Here is a 13,440-nt window from a genome sequence, read left to right on the forward strand (position 1 = left end):
CTGGCTGGTTTTCAGCGGCAGACGAGCCTGCTCCAGCAACACCGGCACCACTTCCGTTTCCGGACGCCGCGTGGCGGAAGTGAGGGCGGCGCGGATAACCGACTGTGGCAGGATGGTTTCAGCAAAATGCAGAAATGGCTGATGTGACTCTTCTGCGGCCGGGGTTTCCCCCTCGGCATCGACGGGTTGTGAGGCGATCTCCGGCAGGGCTTCGCCGCGTTCAAGTTGTGCAAGGTAGTTAAAGATTGCCTGTTTAATCAGCCAGTGCGGCGTGCGATCAATCTGACTGGCTGCCAGCTTGATGCGTTCGCGGGTGGCGTCATCCAGTTTTACGCCCATGGTGGTGGTGCCCATACCTGAGAACTCCTCACGAATTAAATGATGATGTTACGAACAATATCATTCAAGTTGCAACTTTGTGCAACCATGTTAAATGTGAGCCGGTTTGCAGAGTCAGCAGCAATATTTAACCCGCTGGCATGATTGTTGCCTTCAGTCATTGTCGATCGCGAAGAATGTGTTAACTCCTGGTTTTAATATGGTTTTTTACAGGTGCAACCGCTTACACTGTGATCCAGTGCAACCTGTCAGCATCACAGTCAGGATTAATGGTGAAAGCGTTGTAACTACCGTGTTAAATCATTTGTCCGCTATCGCGGTTTACGGCAGGATACCCCGCTCCGGATCCAGAAAGAATTTTTAAGGATGTCTGCAGGCCGGGGAGTGTGCATTAACAATCATAAAGTGGAGAACCTGAATGACAGCAAGCACACCAATGATGGTGACCTTTTGCGTTTATATCTTCGGCATGGTGCTGATTGGATTTATTGCCTGGCGGTCAACAAAAAACTTTGATGACTACATACTGGGCGGACGCAGCCTGGGAAGCGTGGTCACCGCGCTGTCTGCCGGGGCATCTGATATGAGCGGCTGGTTGCTGATGGGCCTGCCCGGTGCCATTTTCCTCTCCGGTATTTCAGAAAGCTGGATAGCCATCGGCCTGACCATCGGTGCGTGGCTCAACTGGAAAATTGTTGCCGGACGCCTGCGCGTGCAGACCGAGCACCATGATAACGCCCTGACGCTGCCGGACTACTTCTCCAGCCGCTTTGAAGATAACAGTAAGCTGCTGCGGGTGATTTCTGCGCTGGTGATTCTGGTGTTTTTCACCATTTACTGTGCCTCCGGCATTGTCGCCGGGGCGCGTCTGTTTGAAAGCACCTTCGGCATGAGTTATCAAACCGCGTTGTGGGCAGGCGCTGCGGCCACCATCATCTACACCTTTGTCGGTGGTTTTCTGGCAATCAGCTGGACCGATACCGTGCAGGCCGGTTTGATGATTTTCGCGCTGATTCTGACCCCGGTCATCGTCATTTTTGCCGTAGGTGGGGTGAGTGACTCGCTGGCGGTGATTGAGGCGAAAAGTCTTGAAAACCTCAATATGCTGAAAAATCTCAATTTTATCGCGGTGATTTCCCTGCTGGGCTGGGGACTGGGCTACTTTGGCCAGCCGCATATTCTGGCGCGCTTTATGGCGGCCGACTCGCACCGCTCCATTCGTACTGCCCGCCGTATTGGCATGAGCTGGATGATCCTCTGCCTGGGCGGCGCGGTGGCGGTGGGCTTTTTTGGTATCGCTTATTTCCAGAACCATCCTGAGCAGGCGGCGGGGGTGTCGCAAAACGGCGAACGGGTGTTTATCGAGCTGGCGCGTTTGCTGTTCAATCCGTGGATTGCCGGGGTGTTGCTGTCGGCTATTCTGGCGGCGGTGATGTCCACCCTCAGCTGCCAGCTGCTGGTCTGCTCCTCGGCGCTGACCGAAGATCTCTACAAGAATTTCCTGCGTAAAAATGCCAGCCAGCGCGAGCTGGTATGGATGGGCAGGGCGATGGTGCTGCTGGTGGCGCTGGTCGCTATCCTGATGGCGTCCAATCCGGAAAACCGGGTGCTGGGGCTGGTGAGCTATGCCTGGGCTGGCTTTGGTGCGGCCTTTGGTCCGGTGGTTCTGCTCTCGCTTATCTGGAAACGCATGACCCGCAACGGCGCGCTGGCCGGAATGATTGTCGGCGCCGCAACGGTACTGATCTGGAAACAGTATGCCTGGCTGAATTTGTACGAAATCATCCCTGGCTTCCTCTTTGCCAGCCTGGCAATTGTGCTGTTCAGCCTGCTGGACCGTGAGCCTTCTGCCGCAGCGCAACAGCGCTTTGCCGCTGGCGAAGCGGAATTTAAAGCACACTGATATCAACGGGCCGTATTTCGCGGCCCGTTTAATCCTCACAGCACCACAGCCCGCACGAAAATACCTGCCACAACCCTTGTTTTTTCTGCCGCGATAATGATAATCGGTATCGTTTTGATTTACGTTTCTTTACCCGAACTGAATTTCTCTTAACACTTGAAGGTACCGGCATGTTTGTCCCGTTTCTCATCATGTTACGCGAAGGGCTGGAAGCCGCGCTGATCGTCAGTCTGATTGCGGGCTACCTGAAGCGGACCGGGCGAGGCCAGTGGTTCAGCGCCATGTGGATTGGGGTGTTTGTTGCCGCCGCGCTCTGCCTCGGACTGGGCTGGTTTATTAATGAAACCACCGGCGAATTTCCGCAGAAGCAGCAGGAGCTGTTTGAAGGGATAGTGGCCGTGGTGGCTGTCTGTATCCTGACGTATATGGTGTTCTGGATGCGCAAGGTTTCACGTAACGTGAAGGCGCAACTGGAAGGGGCGGTGGAAACCGCGTTGCAGAAAGGCAACGGCAGCGGCTGGGCGCTGGTGATGATGGTCTTTCTGGCGGTGGTCCGCGAAGGGCTGGAGTCAGTGTTTTTCCTGCTGGCGGCGTTTCAGCAGGATGTCGGCATGGCTCCGCCGGTCGGCGCGCTACTGGGCCTCGCGACGGCGGTTCTGCTCGGGGTGTTGATCTACTGGGGCGGGGTGCGCCTGAACCTGGCGCTGTTCTTCCGCTGGACCAGTCTGTTTATTTTGTTTGTCGCCGCCGGGCTGGCGGCCGGTGCAATACGGGCTTTCCACGAGGCCGAATTATGGAATCATTTCCAGACGGTGGCCTTCGATTTCAGTCAGACCCTCTCCACCGGTACGCTGGCAGGTACGTTACTGGAAGGCTTTTTTGGCTATCAGGAAACGCCCAGCGTCAGTGAAGTGGCGGTATGGTTAATCTATTTAGTCCCTGCGCTGGTGCTGTTCTTTATGCCAGCGCGTCCCCAGGTGGCAGCAATTCGCTCCTCGCGTTGAAGCCTTTATCCGATGAACTTTTCACAGGTATTGAATATGACTCTTCGTTTTCGTCACTCTGCACTGAGCGCTGCACTTGTTACCCTGCTGGCCGGGACCTCTGCGGCAATGGCGGCGGATATTCCTCAGGTAAAAATCACCGTCACTGACAAGCAGTGTGAGCCGATGGCGGTCACCGTCAGCACCGGTAAAACCCAGTTCATTATCCAGAACAACAGCCAGAAAGCGCTGGAGTGGGAGATCCTGAAAGGGGTGATGGTGGTGGAAGAGCGTGAAAATATCGCCCCTGGCTTCAGCCAGAAGCTGACCGCCACGCTGGAAGCCGGTGAATACGAGATGACCTGTGGCCTGCTAAGTAATCCAAAAGGCAAGCTGACGGTGAAAGGTGGCAGTGCAGCGGCAAATGGCAAAGCGGATGTGATGCAGCTGGCGGGACCGGTGACCGACTATAAAGCGTATGTCACCAAAGAAGTGGCGCAACTGGTAGCCGGAACCAAAGCCTTCACCGATGCGGTAAAAGCGGGCGACCTTGAGAAAGCGAAAGCCCTGTATGCCCCAACCCGCAGCCACTATGAACGTATTGAGCCGATTGCCGAGCTGTTCTCCGACCTCGACAGCAGCATTGATGCCCGTGAAGATGATTACGAGAAGAAAGCGGCCGATCCGAAGTTCACCGGCTGGCACCGTCTGGAAAAAGCCGTGTTCGGCGACGCCAGTACTAAGGGCATGAACGAGTATGCCGACAAGCTGAACAGTGACACGCTGGAATTGCAGAAACGCGTCAGTGAGCTGGCTTTCGCACCGGGTAAAGTGGTGGGAGGCGCGGCGTCGCTGATTGAAGAAGTTGCCGCCAGCAAAATTTCCGGTGAAGAAGACCGTTACAGCCGCACCGATCTCTCTGATTTCCAGGCGAACGTTGATGGCGCGCAGAAAATTGTTGATCTGCTGCGCCCGGCGCTGAAGAAAGCCGATGCGGCGCTGCTGGCTAAAGTGGATGCCAACTTCAAAAAAGTGGACGCCATCCTTGGCAAATATCGCAGCAAAACCGGGTTTGAGTCTTACGACAAGCTGACCGATGCCGACCGCACCGCGCTGAAGGGACCAATTACCACTCTGGCGGAAGATCTGGCTAAACTGCGCGGCACGCTGGGACTGGATTAACGGGCTATGGCAAGGAATTCTGCTGACGATACGGCGCGTACCGAGCGCCGTCGTTTACTGAAAGGTATCGGCCTGCTTGGCGGTGCTTTTGCCGTGGGCGGCGGTTGCCCGGCACACGCCGCTGCGCAAGATCAATCCTTCTCGCCGGGCGCGCTGTCACCCAATGCCCGTCAGGAAGTACAGCCTTTCTATGGCCGGCATCAGGCGGGCATTATCACTCCGCAGCAGGCGTCGATGATGCTGGTGGCGTTTGACGTGCTGGCAACCAACAAAGCCGAGCTGGAGCGGCTGTTCCGGCTGCTTGATAACCGCATCGCGTTTCTGACCAAAGGCGGTAAAGCGCCACAGGTGGATAATCCGCAACTGCCGCCGATGGACTCAGGTATCCTCGGCGATAAGATTTACCCTGATAATCTGACCATTACCGTTTCCGTGGGGCATTCGCTGTTTGACGATCGTTTTGGATTACAGGCGCACAAGCCGCTGAAATTACAGCCGATGAGCCGCTTTCCCAATGACGCGCTGGACAGCAGCCTGTGCCACGGCGATCTGTTGCTGCAAATCTGCGCCAATACCAATGACACGGTGATCCATGCGCTGCGCGATATCATCAAGCATTCGCCGGATTTACTGAGTCTGCGCTGGCGGCGCGAGGGCTTTATCTCTGACCATGCGGCACGCAGTAAAGGGAAAGAGACGCCGGTCAATTTGCTGGGCTTTAAAGACGGCACGGCTAATCCTGACAGCAGTAATCAGACGTTGATGGATTCGATTGTGTGGGTATCGGCGGAGCAGGGCGAACCGGCCTGGGCGGTAAACGGCAGCTATCAGGCCGCACGGATTATCCAGTTTCATGTCGAGTTCTGGGACCGTACGCCGCTTCAGGAGCAGCAAAGTATTTTTGGCCGGGTGAAGCACAGCGGTGCGCCGTTGGGTATGCAGAATGAGCATGACGTGCCGGACTATGGCCGCGACCCGGATGGCGACGTTATCCCGCTTGATGCACATATCCGGCTGGCTAATCCACGCACGCCGGAGACACAAAGCAGTCTGATGCTGCGACGGGGATACAGTTACTCGCTGGGCGTTTCCCATTCCGGGCAGCTGGAAATGGGTTTGCTGTTTGTCTGTTATCAGCACTGTCTTGAAAAGGGATTTCTCACCGTACAAAAAAGACTCAATGGCGAAGCGCTTGAGGAATATATCAAGCCGGTTGGCGGCGGCTACTTTTTTGTTTTGCCGGGCGTCCCCGATGACAAACATTATCTTGGTCAGTCTTTGATCGAAGCATAAACCGCGCAGCCTTCTCTCCGTGCAGGAGGGGAGGTTGTTTTTCGTACAATTATTCCTGCCAGGTTTAACTGATAATTTACAACTGCTAATTAAAATTTAACGTCCCCGCGTTAAATTTATCTCACTGATTCTAATCATCATTTAAATAAGCTCTGCCATTTTCACTGTTATTTAACCCCTTTGTGCTGCCGGTATGTAAAAATTAATGTTGCATTTCGGTTGAGATCTGTTGCACTTTATTCACAGCATCTGCTGGTCGTATTCATCACGGAGATTGCGTATGATAAAATCCTGTTGCCAACGGCAGTTTCAGAAAATAATCCGCGTATCTCCCTGCGACGGCTTCATTGCCTCAACGACCCTCTCTCTTTTTAATGACTACGTTCAGCTTTTCACCCGCCCTAATCTTATCCGGTACGCCGACGGCGTTTTTACCGTCGGTTTATCATTATCAACGGCCAGACAAGGCTTACAAGGAAGCCACCAAAACCTCTAAAGCGTTCACGTAATCGCGTCGATAGTTATGATGCGGGAAATGAAACCAACTGTAAGGTGCCACTATGGGAAGACAGAAAGCAGTGATCAAAGCGCGTCGTGAAGCCAAACGTGTGCTTCGTAGCGATTCACGCAGTCACCGTCAGCGTGAAGAAGAATCGGTCACCTCGCTGGTGCAGATGGGTGGGCTGGACTCGATAGGCATGGCGCGCGATACCCGCGACCATTCGCCGATTGAAGCCCGTAATGAAGCTCAGGCGCACTATCTTAAAGCCATAGAAAGCAAACAGCTGATTTTCGCCACCGGCGAAGCAGGCTGCGGTAAAACCTGGATAAGCGCCGCTAAAGCGGCAGAGGCCCTGATAAATAAGGATGTGGACAGGATCATCGTTACAAGGCCGGTATTGCAGGCGGATGAGGATTTAGGTTTTCTGCCTGGCGATATTTCAGAGAAATTTGCTCCCTATTTCCGGCCGGTCTATGACGTTCTGGTTAAACGTCTTGGTTCATCTTTTATGCAGTACTGCCTGCGTCCCGAAATTGGCAAAGTGGAGATTGCGCCATTTGCCTATATGCGTGGACGTACCTTTGAAAATGCCGTGGTGATCCTTGATGAGGCGCAAAACGTCACCGCTGCGCAGATGAAGATGTTCCTGACCCGCCTTGGCGAAAATGTAACGGTTATCGTTAACGGCGATATTACCCAGTGTGATCTGCCATCTCATGTGAAGTCCGGCCTGGGCGATGCCCTGGCGCGTTTTGAAGAGGACGATATGATTGGCGTGGTGCGTTTTGCCAAAGAAGACTGTGTACGCTCTCAGCTTTGTCAACGTACGCTGCTGGCCTACGATTAATTTCTCTGTCAGTCAAAAAGCAAACAGGCCCGGATGTCAGTCCGGGCTTTTTTATCAGCGGTTCATTAGCGGAGGGCGACGGTTAATTATCACTGCCAGTCCACGATTACCGGAAAGATTAACGGAAAAAAACTCGGTCAATTCTTTTAGAAAAAAGAAAATAAGGCACCCAGATAACCGCCCCGACAATGCCGCTTATCAATAATTTTATTTCTTCCTCGTCCGGACGGCTGTCCAAAATTATTGCGGGCAGTAAACCAACAAAGAGAGAAAAAAGTAATCCGCTCAGATAGAAAATAATCATGGCCTTACGGGTTCCTTTCTTACGCCTGAAAAAAAACCATGAGGCATAAAGTGTCACCAGCAGCCAGAGTGTCATACTGATAAGCACGGCGAGCGAGTAGTAAAACAGCAGGTTATCATCATTAAAAGGGCTGATGGTCACTATAAAAAAGATAACAATGCCGGCAGCGCCGCCAATAATACTTATTATCAGCCCCATCGCAGGAAGAATAAGCCAGCCGTTAATTTTACCGATGCTTTTCTTTTCACAACTATCGCATAAACCCGATTGTTCATTTGCTTCAGACATTTTGCATTCATTGCATTCCATTGTTGTTCCTCTCTATCCATGTTTATTGTTGGTAGTGGAACATGTTATTGCAGCTGCCCACGCAGAATGTGGGGGCACCTTATGTTCCGGACGAGATTATGCCCGCTGGTTTAAATAATGTCTGCACCCACACTGCCTTATTTATCGGCTGACTTTTTGCAACGGCAATCGCCAGCTCTCTCTGACAGATGAACGACTGATGGAGCCTGTTTTCCTGTTGGCGAAGGCAACCCCGATAGATTGAATATGGCCTGAGATGCTGAGGGGCAAGTCGTTTTTGCCATTGAGCGTAAGTGCCGCCGGTGCGATTTAAGATGTGGCAGGAGATTGCAGGAAAGGGTTAAGGGACAACGTCACAAATGTTGCAGTGCATTATCAACGCCAGATGAGGACAGCACCTGGCGTTCGGGGTTATCCGTTTACTGCGGTTTTAAATCCCCATACCACCAGGAGGCAGTCACGCCGCCGTCCATCAGAATGTCACTGCCTGCAATAAACGTCCCTTCCGGTCCCATTAACAGCGCGGCAACGGCAGCGACTTCATCAGGCGTTCCGCCACGCCCGGCGGGTGAACGTACCAGCATGTCACGGTAGCCTGCACCACGCGGGCCGGTCAGTTCGTCATTCGCCAGCGGCGTGTAAATGATGCCGGGGCTGATGGTGTTGACGCGCGCTTTACGTTTACTCCATTCAACCGTTTGTGCCATTACCCGCAGGGCATTACCGCGTTTCGCATACTGATAGGCCAGCAGTGAATCGGTGATGGTATCTTCCTGTAAAAAAGGCAGCGCCAGCAGTTCTTCCACGGGCGTCAGCGCCAGGGCCGCATTTTGCTCTTCAGGCAGCGCAGGCAGGCGATGGCCGGACTGGGAAGCGATGACGATGGCGGAGCCACCTTCGGCAATGACTTTACCAAATTCTTCCAGAATGACGGCGGTGCCGTACAGGTCAACCCGCAGAATGGTAGCCGGGGAAGCCTGAGAAGGTGAGACGCCTGCCGAATGGATAACTCCGGTAACCGGGCCGGTTTTGCTCGCCGTTTCGGCCAGTGCCTGGACGGAAGCGCGTGAAGAAACATCCACCTGGGTCGTGGTGGTGGAGAATCCGGCATCACGCAATATTTTTGCAGCGGCTTCGCTGTTTTCAGGGTGCAGGTCTGCCACCAGCAGATGCTTACCCTGACCAACGCGCCGGGCAATGGCCTGACCGATGGAACCCGCACCGATGATCACAATGACGTCTTTCATATCCGCTCCTGAGATTAAGTGAGACAGCGCCGCGATGACATTACCGTTGTCGGATGGCGGCGGCATGCAATGAAAAATAACCGGTTGAGAAGGGCGGGCCTTGCTTACCGGGTAATTCAGTTGCGCGAGAAGCTAAATATAATTGCAAGAGGTGATAATTGCTTTAAGTATGAGCTGCAAGGCTTTATGAGCCAGGCTCATTAATAAGGGGGGCCGTCTGTCGAACCCCGGCGGGGGTTCTCATCACCCCCCTTTGTACGGGGTATATGCAAAAAAAAATGCCCGGCGGTTAACCGGGCACTTCTCTGAAATCATGGCGGTGAGGGGGGGATTCGAACCCCCGATACGTTGCCGTATACACACTTTCCAGGCGTGCTCCTTCAGCCACTCGGACACCTCACCACATTTTCAACTGCCTCGCCCTGAAGGGCGACGGGGCGCTACTATAGGCAGTCGCCTGATTACGGTCAAGAAAAATATTCTTTTTATTCTGGCAGGTTAAGTAATGTACAGCAGTTAACCGACTCAATGAAAATTACTGCCGCAGGCCATCAGTCCAGGCAGGCAATATTATTTCGGGCGCAACATAGCAGATGGCAATAAATGGTCTTTCTGGTCTGCACGGTCTTCCAGTTTCAGACCCGGGACCCGCTCAAACTCTCTTGCATTGTTCGTTACCAGAATGGCGGTGAGGGGGGGATTGATTCGCTGCGCTCACCCTGCGGGCAGTCCGTCCGCAGGCGTCCGGCCTGTCCAGCGGCGTTGCCGTCTGTCGAACCCCGGCGGGGGTTCTCATCACCCCCCTTTGTAGGGGTATATGCAAAAAAAAAGTCTGAACGCGAATTCAGACTCTTCTTCGAATAATGGCGGTGAGGGGGGGATTCGAACCCCCGATACGTTGCCGTATACACACTTTCCAGGCGTGCTCCTTCAGCCACTCGGACACCTCACCACATTGTTACGCCGTCAGCAGCGCTGACCGGCGCTAATGTAGGGAAAACAACGACGGTGGTCAACACCCTTACTTCACTTTTCACTGCGTTTAGCCAGTTTTAAAACAGTTTGCCGTTTAAATCAGCAAAAGAGAGACGTTTATCACACCCGGTCAGGCAGGCAATTTACCTCTCAGATGACACCACCGCCCAAACTGCTCTGCTGCTTTGCGATAATCCAGCTACCTGTTTTCGGACGGTGAAAACAGACTTTATCCCCGGCAGCCCCCGCTGGCTGTATGAAAAAAAGACAACCCGGTTATCCCTGAAACGAAATATCAGCCCTGCAACTGCCAGCGACGATAAAAACATGCTGATAAACGGCACATATCAGCGCAATTTTTGCTTGTCAGACGCCTCTTTTTCCCTGAGCCTGAAGAAAAAACAGGAGAGCAAACGTGGACATCATTTTCTATCATCCTTCTTTCAATGCAGAAAAATGGTGCCAGGGGCTGCAACAGCGTCTGCCCCAGGCAAAGGTGCGTGTCTGGACTGCGGGTGACGATGCTCCCGCAGAATACGCGCTGGTGCGCCAGCCGCCAGTGGAGATGCTACAGGGGCGTCGTGGGCTGAAAAGCGTCTTTGCTCTCGGCGCGGGCGTCGATGACATCCTGGGACAGTTACGTAACAACCCGCAGATGCTGCCGCCAGAGGTGCCGCTCTACCGGCTGGAAGATACCGGCATGGGCCGTCAGATGCAGGAATATGCGGTGTATCACGTGCTCGGCTGGTTCCGCCGTTTTACCGAATATCAACAACAGAAAAATGAGTCGCGCTGGCATCATCTGCACAATTATCAGCGCGATCAATTCACTGTCGGTATCCTCGGCGCAGGTGTGCTGGGACGCAGCGTGGCAGAAAGCCTGAAAATGTGGGGCTTCCCACTGCGTTGCTGGAGTCGTTCACCCAAGGATTTGCCCGGTGTCACCAGCTTCCACGGCGATGAGCAGCTCAGTAGCTTCCTCTCCGGCACCCAGGTGCTGATTAACCTGTTACCCAATACCCCGCAAACGGTGGGGATCCTCAACCGCCAGTTGTTGAGCCAGCTGAAACCGCAGAGCTTTTTACTGAATCTGGCCCGTGGTGCTCACCTGGTGGAGGCCGATTTACTGGCAGCCATTGCCGCCGGAGAGGTAAAAGCTGCGGCGCTGGATGTGTTTGTTCAGGAACCACTGCCGCAGGATCACCCGTTCTGGCAGCATCCGGCGATTGCCATCACGCCGCATAATGCCGCCGTTACCCTGCGCGATGAGGCCATTGACGCCATTGCCCACGCCATCAGACAGTGTGAAGCGGGAGAAATACCCGCCGGACGCGTGGATGTCGGACGCGGTTATTAAACAGTGACTGGCAGGCGGTGACTGTCAGCACAATTCAGGAGAAATGTATGTATCCCGTTGATCTTCATATGCATACCGTTGCCAGCACTCATGCCTACAGCACGCTGCGCGATTATGTACAGCAGGCGCAACAGTGTGGGGTCAGGTTACTGGCCATCACCGATCACGGTCCCGATATGGCCGATGCGCCACATTACTGGCACTTCGTTAACATGCGTATCTGGCCACGGCGGGTGGATGGCGTGGGCATTTTGCGCGGTATCGAAGCCAATATTAAAAATATTGCCGGAGATATTGACTGCACCGGACCGATGATGGACGTGATGGATATCGTGGTGGCAGGCTTCCATGAGCCGGTTTTTGCCCCATCCGATCGGGCGACGCACACCGCTGCGATGATTGCCGCGATGGCCAGTGGCAATGTGCATATCATCAGCCACCCGGGCAACCCGAAGTATCCGGTCGATATTCCGGCTGTGGCCGCCGCAGCGGCAAAATACAATGTGGCCTTAGAGCTGAATAACTCGTCGTTTACCCATTCGCGCCCCGGCAGTGAACCCAACTGTCGCCAGATTGTGGCTGCGGTACGTGAGGCCGGTGGCTGGCTGGCGTTTGGTTCTGATTCTCACACCGCCTTTACCCTCGGCAACTTTGAGCACTGCCTGCGCATCGTCGAGGAGGTGGATTTTCCGCAGGATCGCATATTAAATGTCACTCCGCGCCGCCTGCTGGATTTTTTACAGCTGCGCACCGGTAAAACCATTACTGAATTTGCTGATATGTGACCCTGTCACCTACAGCCACTGACTGGACTGATTTGATGAATGAATTTTCCATTATCTGCCGCGTTCTGGGCTCTTTATTTCACCGCCAGCCACAGGATCCGCTGCTGGTGCCGCTGTTTTCCATGCTGCGTGAAGGCAAACTGCAACAGCACTGGCCGCTGGAACAGGATGCACTGCTGATTCGCCTGCAACAGAACAGCGACCCGCTGACGCTGGCTGCTGATTACAATGCGCTGTTTGTCGGCAGCGACTGCCGCGTGTCGCCTTATGGCTCACAATGGGAAAACGGTCCACAGGAAGACGAGGTCCGCGCTTTCTTACAGAGTCGCGGGATGCCTGTAACTGATTCACCAACCGACCATTTCGGTGCCCTGTTACTGGCCGCTTCCTGGCTGGAAGATCAGTCACAGGCTGATGAGTTTCAGGCGCAGATCACCCTGTTTGATGACTACCTGCTGCCCTGGTGCGGTGCGTTTCTCGGCAAAGTGGAAGCCCACGCAGAAACGGCATTCTATCGCACCCTTGCCTTGCTCAGCCGCGAAGCTATCCAGGCGATGCGTGATGAACTGGCGGAAGAGGCGGACCGCTGAGGTCGGGGCCGTCCTGTATTGCCCAGGCGGGCGGGGCGGGGATCCTGTTTACCGATCAATAATGAGGATATTTCAGTCATGAACACTGCTTCTCTGCCGCTGGCAATTATCCAGCTGGAGGTGCCGCCGGATGCGGTAAAAACGCTCACCGGCGATCAGTATCACTGGTTTGTGGCCGCGCTGGGACTCCAGCCCGATGAATATATCGTGGTCCGTCCCGATCTGGGCGATGCCTTACCCGATCCCGCCTGCGTGGCGGCGGCCGTCCTGACCGGCTCGTGGGCGATGGTTACCGACCATGCCGACTGGAGTGAGCGCACTGCCGCGTGGATCCGCAGCGCGGTTGAACACTCGCTGCCGCTGTTGGGGGTCTGCTATGGTCATCAGCTGATGGCTTATGCACTGGGCGGGCAGGTGGCTGACAATCCCCGAGGCTGGGAAGGGGGATTACAGCAGCTGGTTGCCGATGCGGCGTGCAGGCAGGATCCCTTACTGGCACCGCTGCCGGAGCAGTTTACCGCCTGGCTTTCGCACCGCCAGTCGGTATTGCGTGCGCCGCAGGGCGCGCAGGTGCTGGCAAAATCGGCGCTGGATGATTGTCAGATAATTCGCTACAGCCCGTCTGCACTCTCTTTCCAGTTTCATCCGGAGTTTACCGCCGAAATTATGGCTGCCTGCGCCTCCACGCCTTTGCCGGAGAGTCACGCTGAACCCCTCTGGCCGCGACGGATGTTGCAGGTCTTCTGGCAACAACAACGTCAGCTGGATAAAACCGCCTGATTAATCTGCCAAAGCCGCGCCTGTAACGACGTCGCTTTGGCCGC

Annotated in this window: 12 protein-coding genes and 2 tRNA genes; 9 read left to right on the top strand and 5 right to left on the bottom strand. The window is 54.5% G+C overall.

The window, feature by feature from the left end; genetic code table 11:
- Positions 1–354 (bottom strand): proline dehydrogenase (locus tag BG55_RS06420; RefSeq protein ID WP_034935678.1); only part of this gene is annotated, 354 nt, incomplete at its 3' end.
- Between the two features lie 403 nt (positions 355–757).
- Here BG55_RS06420 and putP point away from each other — a divergent pair.
- The 5 genes from putP to phoH all read left to right on the top strand — a co-directional run bounded on the left by putP (position 758) and on the right by phoH (position 7,049).
- A complete protein-coding gene (gene putP / locus BG55_RS06425; RefSeq protein ID WP_034935680.1) occupies positions 758–2,242 on the top strand; it encodes a sodium/proline symporter PutP in 1,485 nt (494 codons plus the stop codon).
- Between the two features lie 170 nt (positions 2,243–2,412).
- Positions 2,413–3,246 (top strand): iron uptake transporter permease EfeU, encoded by an 834-nt coding sequence (gene efeU / locus BG55_RS06430; protein ID WP_034935682.1) that lies wholly within the window; start codon positions 2,413–2,415, stop codon positions 3,244–3,246.
- A 36-nt stretch (positions 3,247–3,282) separates the two neighbouring features.
- Positions 3,283–4,407, top strand: a complete 1,125-nt coding sequence (gene efeO, locus BG55_RS06435; RefSeq protein WP_034935684.1) for an iron uptake system protein EfeO — start codon at positions 3,283–3,285, stop codon at positions 4,405–4,407.
- A 6-nt stretch (positions 4,408–4,413) separates the two neighbouring features.
- Complete coding sequence (gene efeB, locus BG55_RS06440) at positions 4,414–5,700, top strand: iron uptake transporter deferrochelatase/peroxidase subunit (RefSeq protein ID WP_034935687.1); 1,287 nt, start codon at positions 4,414–4,416, stop codon at positions 5,698–5,700.
- 560 nt (positions 5,701–6,260) lie between these two features.
- The gene (gene phoH / locus BG55_RS06445; protein WP_034935689.1) at positions 6,261–7,049 is read left to right on the top strand and encodes a phosphate starvation-inducible protein PhoH; all 789 of its coding nucleotides are present in this window, start codon (positions 6,261–6,263) and stop codon (positions 7,047–7,049) included.
- A 118-nt stretch (positions 7,050–7,167) separates the two neighbouring features.
- Here the strand turns inward: phoH and BG55_RS06450 are convergent, their stop codons facing one another.
- From BG55_RS06450 to BG55_RS06465, 4 genes are all read right to left on the bottom strand, one after another.
- Positions 7,168–7,641, bottom strand: coding sequence for a DUF2569 domain-containing protein (locus tag BG55_RS06450; RefSeq protein WP_235192731.1), 474 nt, complete (start codon positions 7,639–7,641; stop codon positions 7,168–7,170).
- A 440-nt stretch (positions 7,642–8,081) separates the two neighbouring features.
- Complete coding sequence (locus BG55_RS06455; protein ID WP_034935695.1) at positions 8,082–8,909, bottom strand: SDR family oxidoreductase; 828 nt, start codon at positions 8,907–8,909, stop codon at positions 8,082–8,084.
- Positions 8,910–9,223: 314 nt separating this feature from the next.
- Positions 9,224–9,311, bottom strand: a tRNA-Ser gene (locus tag BG55_RS06460).
- A 462-nt stretch (positions 9,312–9,773) separates the two neighbouring features.
- A tRNA-Ser gene (locus tag BG55_RS06465) sits at positions 9,774–9,861 on the bottom strand.
- A gap of 438 nt (positions 9,862–10,299) precedes the next feature.
- Here BG55_RS06465 and ghrA point away from each other — a divergent pair.
- From ghrA to BG55_RS06485, 4 genes are all read left to right on the top strand, one after another.
- The gene (ghrA, locus tag BG55_RS06470) at positions 10,300–11,241 is read left to right on the top strand and encodes a glyoxylate/hydroxypyruvate reductase GhrA (protein ID WP_034935697.1); all 942 of its coding nucleotides are present in this window, start codon (positions 10,300–10,302) and stop codon (positions 11,239–11,241) included.
- Between the two features lie 47 nt (positions 11,242–11,288).
- The gene (locus tag BG55_RS06475) at positions 11,289–12,026 is read left to right on the top strand and encodes a phosphatase (RefSeq protein WP_034935698.1); all 738 of its coding nucleotides are present in this window, start codon (positions 11,289–11,291) and stop codon (positions 12,024–12,026) included.
- 35 nt (positions 12,027–12,061) lie between these two features.
- A complete protein-coding gene (locus BG55_RS06480; protein ID WP_034935700.1) occupies positions 12,062–12,616 on the top strand; it encodes a TorD/DmsD family molecular chaperone in 555 nt (184 codons plus the stop codon).
- Positions 12,617–12,694: 78 nt separating this feature from the next.
- Entirely contained in the window at positions 12,695–13,396 is a 702-nt protein-coding gene (locus tag BG55_RS06485; protein WP_034935702.1) for a glutamine amidotransferase, read from the top strand.
- The last annotated feature ends 44 nt before the right edge of the window (positions 13,397–13,440 follow it).

Origin of the sequence: Erwinia mallotivora, assembly GCF_000590885.1 — a bacterium.
GTDB classification, from domain to species: Bacteria; Pseudomonadota; Gammaproteobacteria; order Enterobacterales; family Enterobacteriaceae; genus Erwinia; species Erwinia mallotivora.

Bases quoted from the DNA above. Each gene is read 5' to 3' on its own strand.
- putP (WP_034935680.1), top strand. From the start codon at position 758: ATGACAGCAAGCACACCAATGATGGTGACCTTTTGCGTTTATATCTTC.
- efeU (WP_034935682.1), top strand. From the start codon at position 2,413: ATGTTTGTCCCGTTTCTCATCATGTTACGCGAAGGGCTGGAAGCCGCG.
- efeO (WP_034935684.1), top strand. From the start codon at position 3,283: ATGACTCTTCGTTTTCGTCACTCTGCACTGAGCGCTGCACTTGTTACC.
- efeB (WP_034935687.1), top strand. From the start codon at position 4,414: ATGGCAAGGAATTCTGCTGACGATACGGCGCGTACCGAGCGCCGTCGT.
- phoH (WP_034935689.1), top strand. From the start codon at position 6,261: ATGGGAAGACAGAAAGCAGTGATCAAAGCGCGTCGTGAAGCCAAACGT.
- BG55_RS06450 (WP_235192731.1), bottom strand. From the start codon at position 7,641: ATGTCTGAAGCAAATGAACAATCGGGTTTATGCGATAGTTGTGAAAAG.
- BG55_RS06455 (WP_034935695.1), bottom strand. From the start codon at position 8,909: ATGAAAGACGTCATTGTGATCATCGGTGCGGGTTCCATCGGTCAGGCC.
- BG55_RS06475 (WP_034935698.1), top strand. From the start codon at position 11,289: ATGTATCCCGTTGATCTTCATATGCATACCGTTGCCAGCACTCATGCC.
- BG55_RS06480 (WP_034935700.1), top strand. From the start codon at position 12,062: ATGAATGAATTTTCCATTATCTGCCGCGTTCTGGGCTCTTTATTTCAC.
- BG55_RS06485 (WP_034935702.1), top strand. From the start codon at position 12,695: ATGAACACTGCTTCTCTGCCGCTGGCAATTATCCAGCTGGAGGTGCCG.